Source organism: Actinoplanes regularis (assembly GCF_900188005.1).
Taxonomy (GTDB): Bacteria; Actinomycetota; Actinomycetes; order Mycobacteriales; family Micromonosporaceae; genus Actinoplanes; species Actinoplanes regularis.
Window position 1 is genome coordinate 479,914 of sequence record NZ_FZNR01000003.1, and the last position, 16,226, is coordinate 496,139.

The 16,226-nt window shown below is 68.3% G+C and carries 13 protein-coding genes; 5 read left to right on the top strand and 8 right to left on the bottom strand.

All coding sequences use genetic code 11. The annotated features are described in order from the left end of the window. Nucleotide 1 precedes the first annotated feature (1 nt). The 4 genes from CHC09_RS11800 to CHC09_RS11815 are packed head-to-tail and all read left to right on the top strand — an operon-like array spanning nt 2 to nt 3,841. The gene (locus CHC09_RS11800; RefSeq protein WP_089293060.1) at nt 2-1,816 is read left to right on the top strand and encodes a type IV secretory system conjugative DNA transfer family protein; all 1,815 of its coding nucleotides are present in this window, start codon (nt 2-4) and stop codon (nt 1,814-1,816) included. Continuing rightward, nucleotides 1,813-2,550, top strand: a complete 738-nt coding sequence (locus tag CHC09_RS11805) for a hypothetical protein (RefSeq protein WP_089293061.1) — start codon at nt 1,813-1,815, stop codon at nt 2,548-2,550. Before CHC09_RS11800 ends, CHC09_RS11805 begins: the two co-directional genes overlap by 4 nt. Continuing rightward, a complete protein-coding gene (locus tag CHC09_RS11810) occupies nt 2,550-3,560 on the top strand; it encodes a DnaB-like helicase N-terminal domain-containing protein (protein WP_089293062.1) in 1,011 nt (336 codons plus the stop codon). The genes CHC09_RS11805 and CHC09_RS11810 overlap by 1 nt, the downstream gene beginning before the upstream one ends. Continuing rightward, nucleotides 3,557-3,841 carry a hypothetical protein gene (locus CHC09_RS11815; protein WP_143232286.1) on the top strand — a complete coding sequence of 95 codons (285 nt, stop codon included), beginning with the start codon at nt 3,557-3,559 and terminating at the stop codon, nt 3,839-3,841. Before CHC09_RS11810 ends, CHC09_RS11815 begins: the two co-directional genes overlap by 4 nt. 276 nt (nt 3,842-4,117) lie before the next feature. Here the strand turns inward: CHC09_RS11815 and CHC09_RS11820 are convergent, their stop codons facing one another. The 4 genes from CHC09_RS11820 to CHC09_RS11835 form a co-directional block, all read right to left on the bottom strand. Beyond that, entirely contained in the window at nt 4,118-4,354 is a 237-nt protein-coding gene (locus CHC09_RS11820) for a hypothetical protein (RefSeq protein ID WP_089293064.1), read from the bottom strand. 3 nt (nt 4,355-4,357) lie between these two features. Beyond that, complete coding sequence (locus CHC09_RS11825; protein WP_089293065.1) at nt 4,358-4,678, bottom strand: hypothetical protein; 321 nt, start codon at nt 4,676-4,678, stop codon at nt 4,358-4,360. Nucleotides 4,679-4,863: 185 nt separating this feature from the next. Next, nucleotides 4,864-5,565 carry a sulfotransferase domain-containing protein gene (locus tag CHC09_RS11830; RefSeq protein ID WP_089293066.1) on the bottom strand — a complete coding sequence of 234 codons (702 nt, stop codon included), beginning with the start codon at nt 5,563-5,565 and terminating at the stop codon, nt 4,864-4,866. A gap of 208 nt (nt 5,566-5,773) precedes the next feature. Next, nucleotides 5,774-6,448 (bottom strand): hypothetical protein, encoded by a 675-nt coding sequence (locus CHC09_RS11835; RefSeq protein ID WP_143232287.1) that lies wholly within the window; start codon nt 6,446-6,448, stop codon nt 5,774-5,776. A gap of 525 nt (nt 6,449-6,973) precedes the next feature. Between CHC09_RS11835 and CHC09_RS11840 the strand changes: the two genes are divergently transcribed. Further along, the gene (locus CHC09_RS11840) at nt 6,974-8,404 is read left to right on the top strand and encodes a hypothetical protein (protein WP_143232288.1); all 1,431 of its coding nucleotides are present in this window, start codon (nt 6,974-6,976) and stop codon (nt 8,402-8,404) included. Between the two features lie 1,618 nt (nt 8,405-10,022). Here the strand turns inward: CHC09_RS11840 and CHC09_RS47095 are convergent. From CHC09_RS47095 to mobF, 4 genes are all read right to left on the bottom strand, one after another. Next, on the bottom strand, nt 10,023-10,292 hold the full coding sequence (locus CHC09_RS47095) for a hypothetical protein (RefSeq protein WP_203833342.1): 270 nt from the start codon (nt 10,290-10,292) through the stop codon (nt 10,023-10,025). Between the two features lie 81 nt (nt 10,293-10,373). Then, nucleotides 10,374-10,934: a hypothetical protein gene (locus CHC09_RS11850; protein WP_089293069.1), complete on the bottom strand. Its 561-nt coding sequence runs from the start codon at nt 10,932-10,934 to the stop codon at nt 10,374-10,376. A 31-nt stretch (nt 10,935-10,965) separates the two neighbouring features. Beyond that, nucleotides 10,966-11,259, bottom strand: coding sequence for a hypothetical protein (locus CHC09_RS11855; protein ID WP_143232289.1), 294 nt, complete (start codon nt 11,257-11,259; stop codon nt 10,966-10,968). Nucleotides 11,260-11,374: 115 nt separating this feature from the next. Then, nucleotides 11,375-15,901 carry a MobF family relaxase gene (gene mobF / locus CHC09_RS11860; protein WP_089293071.1) on the bottom strand — a complete coding sequence of 1,509 codons (4,527 nt, stop codon included), beginning with the start codon at nt 15,899-15,901 and terminating at the stop codon, nt 11,375-11,377. Nucleotides 15,902-16,226: the final 325 nt, after the last annotated feature.

A 16,226-nucleotide genomic window follows, 5' to 3' on the forward strand; every position in this document is an offset into this window, starting at 1 on the left:
GATGGCCGCGTCTGCCTCGACGGCCACCACCCGGGTCCGCGGCGCCGCCGGTGTCACCGGCTCCGACTACGCCATGCTGCTGGGCATCGCCGTCGCCTGGTCCGCCGCGGCCGGGGTGTGGCTATCTGGGCAACTCGCCGGACTCGTCTTCCGCCAGACCTGGCCGGACGCCTCGTATGGCCAGGCGTTCACGATCGCCTTCGCTCTGCCACACCATTGGGCCGACCCCCGCCAGGCGTGGCCGGCCCCAGCCCAGCAGCAACTGCCCGGCCCGGCCGCCTTCTACACGGCGACCGTCCTGATTTTCACGATCGGCCTGATCGCGCTGGTGATCGGGTTCCAGCGGTGGCGCGGCGGCAGAGCAGGGCGGGGTATGGCGACCCGCCGTGAACTCGAGCAGCGCTTCTCACAACGCGCCGTTCTCGCCACCGCCAGACGCATCCGCCCGCACCTGGCCACACCACCGAAAGCCCACGACGTCGCCGTGGACCTCGGCACCGCCATGCGGACGCGCCTGTACGCCGGCCTCGAAACATCGGTCCTGCTGCTCGCCGCACCCCGAACCGGCAAAACGTCACAGGTGATCATCCCGTGGCTGCGGACCTTCCCCGGCGCGGCCGTGGTCACCTCCGTACGCCCCGACGTGCTGCAAGCCACCGCGACCCTGCGCGGGGGTGCCGGCGGCGGCACCTCTTGGCTGATGGAACTCACCGGGACCGTCACGTGGCCGCACCGGCTGCGATGGACCCCGATCGCCGGCGCACAGGACTACGACATCGCGATCCAACGCGCCGATGTCATGGTCCAGGTCGGCAAGGGCGAGAAGTCGGACACCTCCAACGCCGGGTTCTTCGGGCTGACCGCCACGAACCTGCTCGCCGCCTGGCTACACACTGCCGCGGTCACCGGCCGCACCATGCTCGATGTCCTGGACTGGTCGGTCGACCCGACCGACGACACCCCGGTCAAACTCCTGCGCGACGCCGACGACGCCCGCCCCGGCGTCGTCAAACTCCTCGACAGCTTCTACCGGCAGCCCGACACCACCCGCGCCAACCTATGGACCACCGTCCAAACCGGCACCGCCTGCCTGTTCGGCAGCGCCGCCGCCGACGTCTTCGGCGGCCCAGCCAGCGACTCCTTCGACATCGAAGCGTTCCTGCGCTCCGGCACCGACACCCTCTACCTGCTCGTCGACGAGAAGAAATCCACCAAACTCGCGCCCCTGGTCACCACGTTCGTCGGGGAGATCATCACCGTAGCCAAAGCGATGGCCGAACGCTCCGAAGCCGGGCGTCTCGATCCGCCGCTCGGCCTGATCTTGGACGAACTCGCGAACGTCGTGCCGCTGCCCGACCTTCCCGAGGTCATGTCATATGCCGCCGGATCCGGGATCTTCGCCGTCGGCGTACTGCAGAGCATGGCCGCCGCCGAACACCGCTGGGGACCAGCCGGCCGACGCATGCTCTGGGCCCACTCCACCATCAAGATCGCCCTTGGCGGACTTGCCGGCACCGACCTCGACGACATCTCCCAGCTCGCCGGCAGCTACCGCGAAACCCTGCTCATCCCACAACGCTCCGGCGAACGCCACAGCGTGCAAGCCAGCGTCGTCGACCGCAAAACCCTGCCACCCGAAGCGATCCGCACCCTCGACCCGGACAAACGCGAAGCATTGATCATCCACGCCACCACCCCAGCGTTCATCACCCGCATGAAACGCCACTACGAAAGCGACCACGCCGCCGACTACACCCGCGCTGTCCACGCCGCCCGCGCCCTGATGGGCCTGCCCACGAAAGACGACACCCCATGACCACCCCGCAGACCGGCCCCGCCGGCCCCGCCGGCGCCGACAGCGCGAACCCCGAAGCGGGGATACCGCTGATCCGCGAATGGCACACCATGACCGCCGATGAACAGGCCGCCGCCTGGACGGACCTGATCGCCTGGGTCGCCTGGATCCACGACCTGTACGAGTTGTCCCGGGAGGAACGGCTGCCGCTGTGCTGGCCGCAGCATCCCGGCCTGGTCGAGGAACTACGCGGCCTCAAAGCCTGGCGGGATCTGATCTACGACAACCCGGAGGCCGCGTCCGCGCCGCACACCGCCCGATCCTGGCACGGCGAACTACGCCAGACGGTTGCCGCCGCGATCGGCTTCTGGGCGCCCGGCTGCCGCACCGGACATCGCGACGCGGTGCTGCTCGCCGACGCTCAGCCCGATCGCCGGGAGAAGTGGCTGGCTGCAGGGCCGCCGATGATGGCCAGCGCTCCCAAGGCTGCCGCCGTAGCGGTACCAGCGGTTCGGCCCGAGGTGATCAGCACCGAGGACATGTTCGCCGCGCTCAAAGCCGGTACCGCGGTGCGGCACAGCCGCTCCGTGCCGCACTACATCCGGTATGAGAACGCGTGGTGGACCCGCGGCAAGGGCGGCACCGACTGGCTGCGCTGCCACGACGAGCAAGGCGCCTTCCTGGATCGCACCAGCCAGCGGCTGTCCGGCGCCGACGCCGCCCACGACCGGATCACCAACGGTAAGGACCAGTAATGTCAGAGCTGATCATTCGTGCGGAGCAGGGCGTCCTGGCCGCGATGCTGACCCGCACCCGCGCCGACCTGATCACCAACAACCTCAGCACCGACGACTTCGCTCACCCGGCACACCAGGCGATCTACGGCGCGCTGCGGGATCTGGAATTCGTCGAGCACGACAGTGTGAGCGAGCGGGCCGAGACTGTCGCGGCGATCGTGGAGCGTCCCGACGTGGACGCCGCGTGGCTGGCGCAGTTGGCCGAGCAGACCCCTCATGAGGATCTCGTGGTGCAGTACGCGCGCATCGTCGTGCAGGCCTCCTTCGACCGGGAAGTCGCCGAGTTCGCCGACCCGTACCGCGAGGCCGCCGCTGCCGCCACGGACGACGCCAGCCGGGAGCCGTTCCTGCGGCTGGCCGCCGCCCTCGACGCGCAGGCCGAGGTATTCACCCCGGCCAGCACCATCGCCACCGATGCCGATATCCGGCTGACCGCGGATTTGAGCGTGCAGGTCGGCGAGCAGATCCGCGTGCAGCTGCCGGCCGAGGACCAGGTGATCGCCGACATCGTGCAGCACCCCGAACAGGGCGCGATCGTCGCGCCGTGGCTCGACTCGGACGTCTTCACCAGCGACCAGCGGCGGATGACCTTCGAGATCGCCGTTTCGCTGTCCTACGACGGCGACGCGTACGACACCGTCACCCTCGCCTGGCAGGTGCAGCGGCTCCGCGACATCCGGGTCTATGACGAACCGCAGCAGGAGGTCGAAGCGCCCGGCGAAAGTGACTACGCCTACCTGCGACGGCTGAACGCCGTCGCGGTCACCGCCGGGACCGCGGTCGTTGTCGGCCGCCAGCTGCTCACCGACCATGTGCAGGCGCACCTGGCGGTGACAGTTTCGGCCACGACTGCCGAACACACAACGCAGGTGACGCTGGCTGCGCAGACTCACCAGCAGGTCAGCCCGATGCAGCCGCCGATCACGCAGGCGCCTGCGGCCGACACCATCCGCCCCATCGAGCTGTGACCGGGGGATCCGCCATGACCGAGAACTTTCACCCGGCCACCGGCGACGCCGCCGAACCGGTGCGGACCCCGCGCACGCTCACTCCCGAGGAAATGCTTGAGTACATCGACAACGGCGGCGCTGTGCCGCTGAATTCCGGGCGGCATGACATGTTTCTGCGCTACGACGGCAGCTGGTGGATCGGCGACGCGATCGGCTTCACCGAGATCACCGACATCGAGCAGAACGCCCGCCTCGACCGCTGGCGCCAGCGCCTGAGCGACGGCGCGCTCTGGAGCTGACCGTTCCTCGAAGTGCCCAGTCGCTGGTCCATGTCACACTTAGCGTTGTCCAGCGACAGGCACTGGGCGCACCACGTTCGCCGGGAACGTCGGCAACGCCGCCAGGTACATGACCGACATGGGTTGCGTCCTCTATCGGGCGAAGAGGCTCGTGCTCAGCGCGAGGCCGGATCTGGCTCGATGCCCACCACCGGGTGTCTCGCGTTGGAAGCGGTAAGCATCGATTGGCGAGGCGCTACAGCGGCCGGGTGTCGGGATCGGGTGCGTGGCCGCGTGTTATCGAGCCGCATCGGGATCCAGGTCCTTCCCGACCCGAGTCTCTGGGTGGATTTCACGGACGTGGAAGCGGCCCGTGTCAGCGTCGCTGATGTGGTACGCGTAGCCGTCGAGCAGCAGCCAGCGGGCAGGTCCGTCCTCGCCGTCCAGTTCCGGGCCGATGCCGTCGGTGCCCGGCCTCTCGACGCGGCCGGGCGGCGCGGGAACGTCGGTGCCGAAGACAGCCGGGCTGGTCACGAGTTATCCGTCGACGATCGGCGGACCGATGTAGTGTCCGGGCCGGATGATCGCCCACTCGGCTGGGTCGAATTTGATGTCCCAGGTATAGCCGGGGCCGTCGAAGCGAGCCACGATGTAGCGCCACTTGGGCAGCCACACCATCGGGCGAACGCCATCAGAGGTGACCAGGTCGATGCCCGGCGCGATGCCGGTGGCAGGGTCCACTCGGAGGTAGCCGACCAGCCAGCTCATGTCGACCGGTTTCATCGCCCGGTAGCTCGGGTTCTCATTCAGGACGGCCTCGAACTGCTCCCGAAAGCGGTCGAACTCGGCGTTACCCATCGGTTTGCCCCTCTGGTGGCTGGCGCGAGATGCGTGTGACTTCTCCAAACTTCCCGTCCGGCCCGCAGACGGGTCAAGGTGTGGTTGGGTCGGTGCCGACGCTCCGCCACACCCCGCAGCGTTTGGCGGTCTATCCATTCCGTCGCCGGATAGCGGCGGTGTCGGCACGGCCGGATCGCCGGGACTTACACGGTTGCGAGTTGGTCGTAGCCGAGCAGTTGCATCGCGGCGCGGTTGTCGGGTCGTGACCAGAACAGCTGGTGCAACTCGGTGGGAAGCTCATCGTGGTGACTGCCGGTCCGGCCGCGACGAAAGAACCGGTTGTCGTGGTGCCGCAGCTCCTCCAGCGACGGAATGCCCGCATCGGGTCGCAGCATGAGCGTCGGGGTCACGTCCGTGATGATCGCGGTGACGGCGGTCCACGGATCACGGATCAGGTCGTCGTAGCGCAGCACCCTGCGATGCCCGGCCGCTGGTTGCAGCCAGCTCAGGATGTTGTTTCCCCAGCTGCCAGTACCGACCGCAGTGTCCCGCAAAATCCTCGCGCGTAGTTCGGTCTCGTATCGTCCGGGATCATCCTCGCTGGCTTGCCGCGCCCAGGAGACCAGCGCGTCACGGCCGTCACGCACCAGGCAGATAGCGCGGTCGCTCTCGACGACGTCGGCATCACGCTGCCGGTGGGTTTTGACGAAATGCGGTGCCGGATCGGCCCGCAGCTCGGCGAGCGTTCCTGGCCGGTCGGTCGCGCCGATCAACTCCGGTCCGAGGCGTTCGGCGACACCATCGACGTCGTAGACGGTCGACGTCTGCACTCCGTACAGGCGGTGCAGGACAATCCGCAGAAAGGTGTTGCCGGAGCGGGGAAACGACGCAACCCACACGAGCATCTCTGCACTGTAGCCAGACACGGAAGGACACGCCGCGTCTCAGGCGAGGGACGTGGTCTCGCCGCCGCACGTGTGGGTGACGTGAGAACGACGGGCAAGTAGTACTCGCCGCTCAGACCCTGACCGCCGGAATCATCGGAACTCTGCGCGACCGCAATAGCAGAGGTCACCGCCGCGCGCGTGTCTCGCTGTTGCCGGTCAGCCCGTGTTACGGGGTGGGCCACGTTTCCGGGCGCAGGCCGGCGAGGCGCCACAGGCACAAATGGCCGTAGCGGTGCAGCGCCTGCGCGAGATCGACGCCGCCCGTGCCCCACACGCTGCTCGTCTCATCGGCCTCTGCCCCGGCATCGAGCGCGTCAACGCGTTCGCTGGTGGCAGACACCAGCCGGACGGCGGCCATGATGTCGGTGTAGGTGAGCGCGAGCGACAACTCGTTGACGGCGGCGACGCCGTCTTCGTCCTCGATCGGTGGTGGCGGCAGCAGGCTCGGGTCGCGGTACAACTGCGACGGTTGCAGCCCGTCGGGGACCTCGGGCGCGAGCGCCGTCGGGTCCGCGCCGGCCTTCAGACGAGTGAGCAGACCGGCGGTCAGGAACGCGAACCGCAGCGCCTCCCTGGCGTACAGCGCCGCGACCCGCTCGGCGAACTCACCGGCTTCGTCATACCATGCCTCGGCCGCGGCCCGCCGCCGCGGAGCAGCAGCCGTGTCGCCCTCACGCGAAAGCCGCTCGAGCCGGGTATTCGCCTGCTGCTCCTGCAACGATGCCTCGGCCAACGCCAACGCCAGATCGTTGGTGGCGTCAGCGGCATCGACGACCGCACGGACCAGACGCGGATCGAAGCGTTCACCCCACCGCCAAGCCGGTATCTCGGTCACCTTCATGACGATCATTGTCGTCTATCGCACTGCCGTCCGTGGTACCGCGAAGGAAGGCGCACATCTACCCGTCCACCGGCCACCAGCACGTGGGGCGGCCCGGAGCCGGGACCGCAGCCCTGCTGCGCCGTTGCCGCAACGCACGAAGTGTGAGGCGACGATTGACCGACACGCGAAGCAGGAGAACCGCAGCGGCGAAGCCGGTGGCGACGATCACACGAACATGCGCGATTGATATACCGCCTGGCAGGACCGCGTGATAGCGCTTCGGGGCAGCCGAGACGAGACGCGGGGGGCAGCGCGTCGAATGTCTATTGAGTACGGTCGATTGCGGCGCTCAGGCGAAAAGGCGCGAAAGGCGATGTCGATTCAGCCGCCGGTCGACGACGAGTAGCCACTCCAGCGCGACCGGCACCCGGTCGGATCGCCGTCACGCTATCTCGGTAAGCCGAGTCCTTCGCCTGGAAGACGTCGCATATCGGCCTGGTCTTCGAGGGGGAAGTCGTGCACTCCGGAACAAAGGCTCTTCTCGTGAGCATCGTCTCATCAGCGGCAGCGCTGATACTGGTCTCCGCTCCGGGCACCGCTGCGGCAGCCAGCACGCTTGCCCCCGGGCACTCCGCCACCGCGGTTGATGCGGCGGATCTAAGTACGATAGTGATCGACGGCGAACCCGTGCGCTTGGCGAACAGCAGCGCTGGCGAGCTGGCTCAAGCTTCGTTCACGGGTGGTCGTAATCAGAACGCCACTGCGTCTTTGGCGCCGGAGTGGGTGGCGGGCGAGGCGGGCAGTGACTACACCTACTTGCGGATCATCGACGCCAGCGGGCAAATCCTGGCCAACACGTTGATCGTCGGGACCGGCGCGGCCACCGTCCGCGCCACTCTCCCAGCTGACGGGACTTACCGGATCGAGCTTGACCCGGCTGGCTCGCTGGTCGGCGGTGGTGACGTGACCTTGTCGGCGACGACGACGGTGCCGGTGACCATCGACGGGGACCCGGTCCGGTTGGCGAACACCCGTGCAGGTCAGGTCGCACAGGCTTCGTTCACGGGTGGTCGTAATCAGAACGTCACTGCGTCTTTGGCGCCGGAGTGGGTGGCGGGTGAGGCCGGCAGTGACTACACCTACTTGCGGATCATCAACGCCAGCGGGCAGATCGTCGCCAACACGTTGGTCGTCGGGACCGGCGCGGCCACCGTTCGGGCCACTCTCCCGGCTGATGGCGTCTACCGCGTGGAGTTCGACCCCGCTGCTTCGCTGGTCGGTGGTGGTGACGTGACCTTGTCGGCGACGACGACGGTGCCGGTCACCATCGGCGGAGAGCCGGTCCGGTTGGCGAACACCCGTGCAGGTCAGGTTGCACAGGCTTCGTTCACGGGTGGTCGTAATCAGAACGTCACTGCGTCTTTGGCGCCGGAGTGGGTGGCGGGTGAGGCCGGCAGCGATTACACGTATTTGCGGATCATCAACACTAGTAGCCAGATCGTGGCTAACACGTTGATCGTCGGGACCGGCGCGGCCACCGTCCGCGCCACTCTCCCAGCTGACGGGACTTACCGGATCGAGCTTGACCCGGCTGGCTCGCTGGTCGGTGGTGGTGACGTGACCTTGTCGGCGACGACGACGGTGCCGGTGACCATCGGCGGAGAGCCGGTCCGGTTGGCGAACACCCGTGCAGGTCAGGTTGCACAGGCTTCGTTCACGGGTGGTCGTAATCAGAACGTCACTGCGTCTTTGGCGCCGGAGTGGGTGGCGGGTGAGGCCGGCAGCGATTACACGTATTTGCGGATCATCAACACTAGTAGCCAGATCGTGGCCAACACGTTGATCGTCGGGACCGGCGCGGCCACCGTCCGCGCCACTCTCCCAGCGGACGGGACTTACCGGATCGAGTTCGACCCGGCTGGCTCGCTGGTCGGCGGTGGCGACGTGACCTTGTCGAGCACAAGCAGCCGCTAACGTTCCGGCCAGGGTGCTCGACCAGTCGTAGGGTCGAGCACCCCGACACCGCTTCCGTCGGCAAACGTCTGTCCGGCATGTACCGGCTCAAGACGGTCCAAAGAAGCTGCTACCACCGACGTCGTGGCGCTCGCTGTGCCGGCCGAGAGCGTCGCCCGCGGGGGCGCTTCGCACCGGGATACCTTTGCATCAACCGCGCACCTGGGTAAACCGGCACGAAACCGTACTGCGTGTAGTGGTCGGCCAGGACAGCAGTGCGGGGGCTCGCGAGCACTGCCATGCCCATCCTGTCGGCATGCGCAAGCAAACGCAGTACTAACCGGGTCGCCGCACCGCCGTCGTCCGGATGGGCAGCAAGGTTTGCCGCCTCGACCATGGGCACTTTATCGGCCTGCGCTCTGCTGCGGGCACGTGCGCGCGCAGCGGAATCTAGCCTGCGTAACACCGCTACAACCGTGATCAGGTACGGGGGTGCTAGCAGCAGCAGCGGACTCCATGCCCAGTCTAGAAGCATGCGCGCGACCGCGTGCGATCGTGGATATGCCACGGCCGCCGCGATGATCATCACGACGACGGGTACCAACATCGCCGCAAGACACCCGATGAACGCGGCCCCCGCGGCGAGCCAATACCGGGGCCGCCGCGTCAGCCCCGCAACCGGCTGCAGCAGCAAAGACGCTCCTAGTCCCTGCGCCGCCACCCGGTGATCGGCGCGGGAAGCCACCATGTCGATCATGGTCATCGGCCACAGGGCCGCAGTGATCGCCCCGCCAAGGACCGGTATCCACCCACCCGGCGTCAGCCTGCGAGTGGCCACCCACCCCAATCGGGCCAGATCCCGCCAGCGGGGCTCCAAATCCACAGGCACGAGCCTCGCCGGAGGGTCGACTGCCTCAACTAAGGTCATCGCTGACCATCGTAAGGCTCCGCCCGTGAATACCGAACGGTGTCACGCCGCCGGTGCTGGAGCAGGACCAGCCTGTGCCGGAGCGGGATCGACGCGGCTGGAGCACACATCATCGCGATTGGGCGTGTGTCGTCCACCTGAAAGCGCTGCGGATCGAACACGTGGCGGCGCGATGCGTGCGCGAGGCGGCCGCGCTCATGCCCCACAGGCTTGTCCGGCCAGTGGAGGATCGCGTCGCCGAGTGGGCGGGGATTGCGCTGCGGGAGTGTGCCGTTGCCGCAGATCACGCAAAGTGAGTGGGCGACTGATGCCGTTGCAGCGTTCCTTGAGGATCGCCACGTCGCCCAGCCTTTCGCGTAGCTGTTCCTCTTGCCACTCGGCGTGTGCGTACCGACGGGGATGCATTTTCAGCAGGTGCGCCCACTGTCTTTGGCCAGCTCGGACGCAGGCACCCCCGCAGTTCGCGTGCCCATAATTTTCGGCGTACATCGATGGTGGTTCGATGCCGAGCGACCGGCACCAGGCGAGCTGTTCCTGCTTCGACAGATCCGGTGTCTGCATCATGGGGAACTCGACGGGCCACGGTTTCCAGCCGGCCGCGATGCCGGGCGCTCGTGCCTGGTCGCGCGGTGATCCGTCTAGGCCGACGTAAAGAATGGTGTCGGCCGGGTCGGTGTTGGCGGTCAGCCACGCCCGGCAAGGCTTAATTTTCTAATGGTAAGTGCAGGGCGCCAGCCTACTATTTCCGAGATATCGAACGTCACCGAATAGCTGCCAGGGGGTGCGGCCGTCGCAGACTCGGGTGACGGGAACGCCGAGGTAGCGGCTGCTGTCGGCGAGGAACCTGTAGTTGTCGGGATCTTCGGTCAGGACGTCGGCAAACAGGAGGACCAGGTTGTTGGTGCCGTACTTTTCGGCGATCCGGAGTGCGGCGCAAAACGACGTAATTCCTGTGCTGTATTGGACCACGCGCAGTGTCATTCGTAGTGTCCTTGCGAAGTGTTCGGGCCGGATTCGGTGACGAAGCGGCAGCAAGTGGCGGGGATGTTTGCCGGGTGGCGGTCACCGCCCGGCGGGGGTGGATACCGGTTGTTCGTGGCGGCGGATCCAGGCCTGCATCTGGTCGGCGTTCATCCACCGCCAGCGGGTGCCGTCGGGCCGGATCCGGTCGGTGTATTCGGCGAAGCGGGTGATGCCGAGGGCGACGGCGAAGTGGGTGAGGTAGTCGGCGAAGTCGCCGGGTGTACCCATCTGGTGGGCGAGGGCGGCCATCTGCCGGTCGGTGCGGCGCAGGAACGTGGCCATGCTCTGCGCGCGGGTGAGGTTGACCGTGTGGGGCCGGTATTCGTAGCACCAGCCGTAGGCGTGGCCGCCGGCGACGTCGCCGACGGTGTCGAGCGAGGCGCGCACGTGCAGGTCGGCGTATTGCGAATAGCGGTCGCGCGGGTCGCCGTAGTCGTTGAACAGCGGGCTCAGCACGGTGCCGGGGTCGTGGCTGGAACCGCCCGGGGTTACGCCGGGCTGATGGCGGTAGCAGATCACCGCGCCGAGTTCCGTGAACCCGTGCCGGTCGGTACGCGACAGGCTGAGCAGCAGTTCGGGATGCGGACGCGAGGGCTTCACAGTGATCTCCAGATATCGCAGGTGAACGGGCTTAGAACAGGTGCAGTTGCCGCCATCGGCCGGTGACGGCACCCAGCCGTATCGGTCGTTGGCGGTGGTGTGCGGGATCGCGGCGGCGCAGGTTGTCGACGTGCACCCGGTGGTGGGGAACGTCGTCGCGGGCGCCGCGCCGGGGCCACGGTTTGATCACCGCGTAGGGCCAACGGATGTCGATCACGGCGCAGCGGGGCTGCTGGTAGCAGATGGGCGGCGCGGTGATGGTCCGGGCGATGGGCCGGACGATCATGGCTTCGCGGATTTCGCCGGGCTCGATCCGACGACTCACAGGCCGATCTCCTCTCCGTTGGGCCGGTGTGGTCCAGGCATGACGAAAGAGCGCCGCGCCACCGGTGTGCTGGTGGTGCGGCGCCTACGGGAACGTGATGCAGGCAGGGGTGCTGTTACCAGGTGATCTGGATGCCGGCCTGCTGCGACTGTTGTTCCATCGGGGCGGTCGAACGGATCTGCCGCACAACCTGCACAGCCGTCGGTGGCGCGGGCGGCGGGTCCTGCGGTGCCGGTTCCGGCGCAAGGTGCAGGTGGCCGCGCTGGACGAGTTCGGTGTGCAGGTGCGCGGCGTAGACGGGTGCGGTGAGTAGGGTGTCGGCGTCGTCGTGGCGGGGGCCGAGCCAGTCGCCGCCGAGCTTTTCAGCGATGGTGCGGGTGATCGTCTCGCGTTCGTTGTCGGGCAGGGCGAGGTACACGTCGGCGGCGACCCGGGCCGTCGTGGTGTCGGCCGGCGGGTGGTGCGGGTGGCGTGCGGCCAGGACCGCGTCGGCGGCGTGCAGGTAGGCGCGGTGCCCGGCGGACTCGGCCGGGAGGTAGGCGCCGAGCGGCCGGGCCGGGTCGTCGAGGGTGACCTGGTGCTGGTCACGGAAAGCGGCCACAGTGCCGACGTGGCGCAGCCACGCGGCGAGTTCCGGGCCGGTGGTGGGCGCGTCCCCGAGCCCGGCCAGCCAGGCCGGACGGTCCAGCAAGGCGTGCATGGACAAGTCGTGAACGCGCTGCAGGACGAGTTTGTCGGCGTCGCCGAGATAGCCGGTCAGCTGCGGGTGCGCCACGTCCGGGGTGGCGGACAGCCACGGCAGCGGCCCGGCCGCAGGTTGCGGGCGGGTGTAGGTGTGGACCTGCTGGCGGACACCGTCGAGGTCGGCTCCGGCCCGCACCCCGGACAGCAGCAGCTCGGCGGGCTGCCCGTTGGTTTCGGCGGCTTTCACCGTCCAGGCCAGGGCCCGCCACGCGTCGTCGGTGTCGGGATCGGCCGGCGCGGGCTCCTTCTCCAGGTGCTGGTTGATCCGCCAGGCGAGCACCTGCGAGGTCGACTGCACGTCGTCCAACGGACGTGACAGGACCGCGTTCGCCACGACCGCGAGGGATTCGTGCCCGGCGTTCTCCGCGCGGCGGATCGCCGCGCGCAGCGCCGGCCACGCCGGCTCATCGGCAGCACGTTCGGCAGCGTCGTCGCCGAGGATCAGACCGACGAGCCGCTGGTAGTCGGTGCCGCCGCTGATCGGATCGGTGTGCAGCAGCTTCGGCGCCCGGACCGCGCTGGCAGCGTCGAGAGACTGCTCGTCGGCGAGCTTCGGAGCCAACAGAGCCGCGTACCGGGTGGCATCCTCGACCGTCGGCTGAGCCAGATGCGCGGCCGGAGTACGGCCGTCGACGTGCTCATCGATGCGCCACGCGAGCAGCTTCGCCGGGGAGTCACCGCGAGTCAGTGCCCCGCGGCGGGCGGTGCCAGCCAAGACCTGCGGCAAATCCCAGCCGTCGCCTTCGACCGTGCGCAGCGTGCGGACCACGGAGCTCCATGCGGGGTCACGCACGACCGCGCGGACGTCGTCGGGCAAGGCATCGGCGACGAGGGCGCGCAGGCGCAGATCGTCGGCCTTTTCGGCGGCGTACCGCAGCCGGGGTAGCAGGGTGGCGAGGCTGCGGGCGTCCTCGCGGGCGCGCGCGATCGACTCGGTGGCCGACGGCTGCGCGCCTTCGGTGGCTAGGACGGTTTCCAGGACTTCGCGGGCGGCGCGGGCGTGCCGGTCGTAGACGGTGCGGTCCATCCGCGCGTCCTGGTCCTGCGGCATGACCCGGTGGGTGACCGCGTAGAGGGTGGTGGACTGCCGGGCCCGGGTTGCCGCGACGTACAGCGTTTCGCGGGTCATGTCGTCGGTGACCAGGGCGTGCGCGGTGTCGACGGTGGCACCTTGCGCGCGGTGCACGGTGGTCGCGTAGTGCAGCTCGACGTGCGCCGCCACGTACTGCTTCGGCAGGATCAGGGTGCCGCCGTGCCCGTGGTGCTGAACCTTGAGTGAGCCGTCCCTGCGGCGTGCGGTGACGGTCCACGCGTCGCCGTTACGGACCCAGTCCTTGCCGCGGTTGACGGTCAGTTTCCGGTCGTTGTCGCGGGTGACGATCCAGTCGCCGCGCCCAGCCTGGTTGCCGTCGTGCAGGGTGACGCCGTCTTGTTCGACCTGTCCGGCGGTGACCCTGTCGGCGCGGGCACGTGCGGACAGGGCGGTGACTCCGGCGCTGGTGGAGGCCACCATCAGGGTGCGCTGGCCGCCGGTCATGTCGGCGTGCCAGCCGTTGTAAGCCTGCTCGATCATCGCCTCAACGCTGCCGCCGACGATCCGATCATGGTCGGTGTAGAAGTCCAGGGCGGCGGTGTCGCCCTCTCGCAGCGCGCGTGTGGCGTCGGCCTCGGCCGGGCTGGCGAACCGGTGCAGGTGGGTGAGTTCGACCGCGCCGATCTCGGTGGCGAGTAGGCGCAGTGCGCCGCCGGATTCGACGGCGGACAGCTGCCGGTGGTCGCCGAGAAGCCGGACCGTGGCGCCGTATCGGTCGGCGACCTCGCGCAGCGTGTCCAGGTTTCGGGTGCCGGCCAGGCCGGCTTCGTCGACCAGGACGACGTCACCAGCATGGACATGGAAGAACGCTTCGGACGCCCGAATCCGGCCCGCGCGGTCCGGTTCCGGCTGCCCTTTCGTGAGGTGTTCGTAGACGAACTTGTGCACGTTCTCGGCCGGCGTGCCGCCCAGGTCGGACGACAGCACCGCCGCCGCAGCCGCTGAGGTGGCCAGGGGAATCAGCCGCCTGCCATGCTGGTCGAGCACGTGCTGGTAGGCACGCATCGTCGTGGTCTTACCCGCCCCGGCAGGGCCGAGACCAACGGTGATCATGTTCGGATCGGTGGCGAACGCGACCACCATCGCCCGCTGGCCGGCGTCCAGGCTGGTGCCGGTGGCGGCCTCGAACTCATCCAGCGTGGCCTGCACCGACGCGTGCGGCAGACTCCCGCCGACCGGTGTCCGGGCCGCGGTGAGCAGCCGCTGTTCGGCGTCGAGGATGTCGCGGCTGGTGTACCGGGTGCCGCCGTGCTGGGTGAACACCGACTCGCCGTCGGGGCGACGCAGCATGGCCGGCTCGTCGAGTTCCGGCTGTACGGTGACCGTCGTCGACTGCTCGACGGCGGCCTCGACCACCTGGCGCACGAGGGCATCACGAGCCTCGGTGTCGGTGAACGCCAGCCCGTCCAGGAACACCGACGCAGGTGGTTCACGCAGCAGCCGATCCGCTTCGGCGCGCAGATTCCACACCGTCCAGGTGGACCGGGACATCTCCGCCCGGCCCACCGTGAGCGCCGCCAGCGCCGCGATCTGGTCTGTGGAAACAGCTGTGGACAACTGCCGTTCGCGCTGGTCGGCCCCCTTTTTGTCCGGGACGACGGCGGTGAGTGCGCGCAGCGCGGTACGGCCGTGTTCAGCGGTCAGCCGCTGGGTCCACTCGGTGCGCAGCGCCGCGAGAGATCGCGGTAGTTGCTTGGGGCCGCGGGTGGCCAGGTTCGCCTGCTCGGCCAGTTTGAACGCCGCCGCGTGGTCCGGGTCGTGGCCGTGGCTGCGCCGGAAGTCGACGATCAGATTGTCGTAGCGGGCCTCGATCTGTGCCCGCCTGCTGGAGAACGACCGGATGAACTCCAGCGGCATCCCGGCGACTTCCCGGATCGGATGCCGCTTGCCGGCGGTGTCCGCTCGGACCTCGAACCCGACACCCAGCAGGTCGCGGGCGACGGTCTCGACGGTGGAGTTGTAGTGCTCGGACGCGGCGACCCCGATGCGGTACAGCGCCCGCCCGTCCACGCTGCGCCACACCCCATCGACCCCTTGGATCTTGTTCGGGATCGCGACGTGGGTGTGCAGGTTCGGGTCGCCGTCACGCGAGTCGTAGTGGTCGAAGCGAGCGTAGAGCAGGCCCTTGGTGGCCAGCTGCGCCTGCCCGACATCGCCGCCCCGGGTGAACGCGGCGTGCTCCTCCAGCAGCGCCAGCGCCGAGTCCCGGGCCTGTTCGTGCGCTTGCTGGACGGCGTCGCGGACCCACTGCCGTTCGTCGAGCGCCCACAGCAGCACCAGGCTCTTGACCGGCGTGAACACCAAGTCGTAGCCGGCGACGCCGCCACGAGCGCGGCGGGCTTCCTCGGCACGCGCCTTACCGAGTTCGGCGGCGGTGGGCTCGCGGCCGGTCTCGGTACGGATGGTCTGCATGCGCTGATCGACCCGGGCATCGAAGTGCTCCAGGGTGGTGTACACGGGGAAGCGGCGGCCGAGCGTTGCGGCCCGCAGGGCGTCCTGCGACGCCTTCTCGAGCTGCTCTTCGGTCATCCCGGCGTGCGTGTTCCGCCGCAGGTAGTCGTCGATGATCCGGTCGGCGTCCGGGTGCATGCCAGAGCCGAACAGGTGCCGCATCTGCGTCTCGGTCACCGCCCCGGTCAACCCCAGCGCGTCGACGCCGTTGCCGCCCCATACACCGGGCGGGTTGCCGTGCTCGGTGTAGTAGCTGGCCGGGTCCTGGTGCCGTTCGCGGTCGCAGTCGCCGCCGGCCACGTGCCGGGTGAGGTAGGTGTAGCCGTCCCCGACGCTCAGCTTGTGCAGCGTCATCACGGGGCCGGCTCACCTCCATTTCTTTGTCCGGGCAGCACTGGTGAAACCGTGCATTGGTCGGCGTTTTCGGTAGGGCGAGCATAGCGGTTTAGTGCGCCCCTGCCCAATGCTTTTCATCCGTGGCCAGATCATCTGCAAGAGGTGTGTCGTCGTTCTTCTGTCGGCCTGATGGTGAGCGCGTTGTGCCTGCTCATAGCCGCTTCTGTGGCGCTTTGGTGCGGATCTCTTTTTCGGTTGTTTTCGATTATTCGCGGTTGTCTTTTATTGCTTTGGAATTCGGACATGATCTTGTCTTTGAATGGTTTTATCGGCTACGGTTTGC

Excerpts from the sequence above, each read along its gene's own strand:
- CHC09_RS11810 (WP_089293062.1), top strand. The coding sequence starts at position 2,550 with ATGTCAGAGCTGATCATTCGTGCGGAGCAGGGCGTCCTGGCCGCGATG.
- CHC09_RS11825 (WP_089293065.1), bottom strand. The coding sequence starts at position 4,678 with ATGGGTAACGCCGAGTTCGACCGCTTTCGGGAGCAGTTCGAGGCCGTC.
- mobF (WP_089293071.1), bottom strand. The coding sequence starts at position 15,901 with ATGACGCTGCACAAGCTGAGCGTCGGGGACGGCTACACCTACCTCACC.
- CHC09_RS11835 (WP_143232287.1), bottom strand. The coding sequence starts at position 6,448 with ATGAAGGTGACCGAGATACCGGCTTGGCGGTGGGGTGAACGCTTCGAT.
- CHC09_RS47095 (WP_203833342.1), bottom strand. The coding sequence starts at position 10,292 with ATGACACTGCGCGTGGTCCAATACAGCACAGGAATTACGTCGTTTTGC.
- CHC09_RS11805 (WP_089293061.1), top strand. The coding sequence starts at position 1,813 with ATGACCACCCCGCAGACCGGCCCCGCCGGCCCCGCCGGCGCCGACAGC.
- CHC09_RS11800 (WP_089293060.1), top strand. The coding sequence starts at position 2 with ATGGCCGCGTCTGCCTCGACGGCCACCACCCGGGTCCGCGGCGCCGCC.
- CHC09_RS11830 (WP_089293066.1), bottom strand. The coding sequence starts at position 5,565 with ATGCTCGTGTGGGTTGCGTCGTTTCCCCGCTCCGGCAACACCTTTCTG.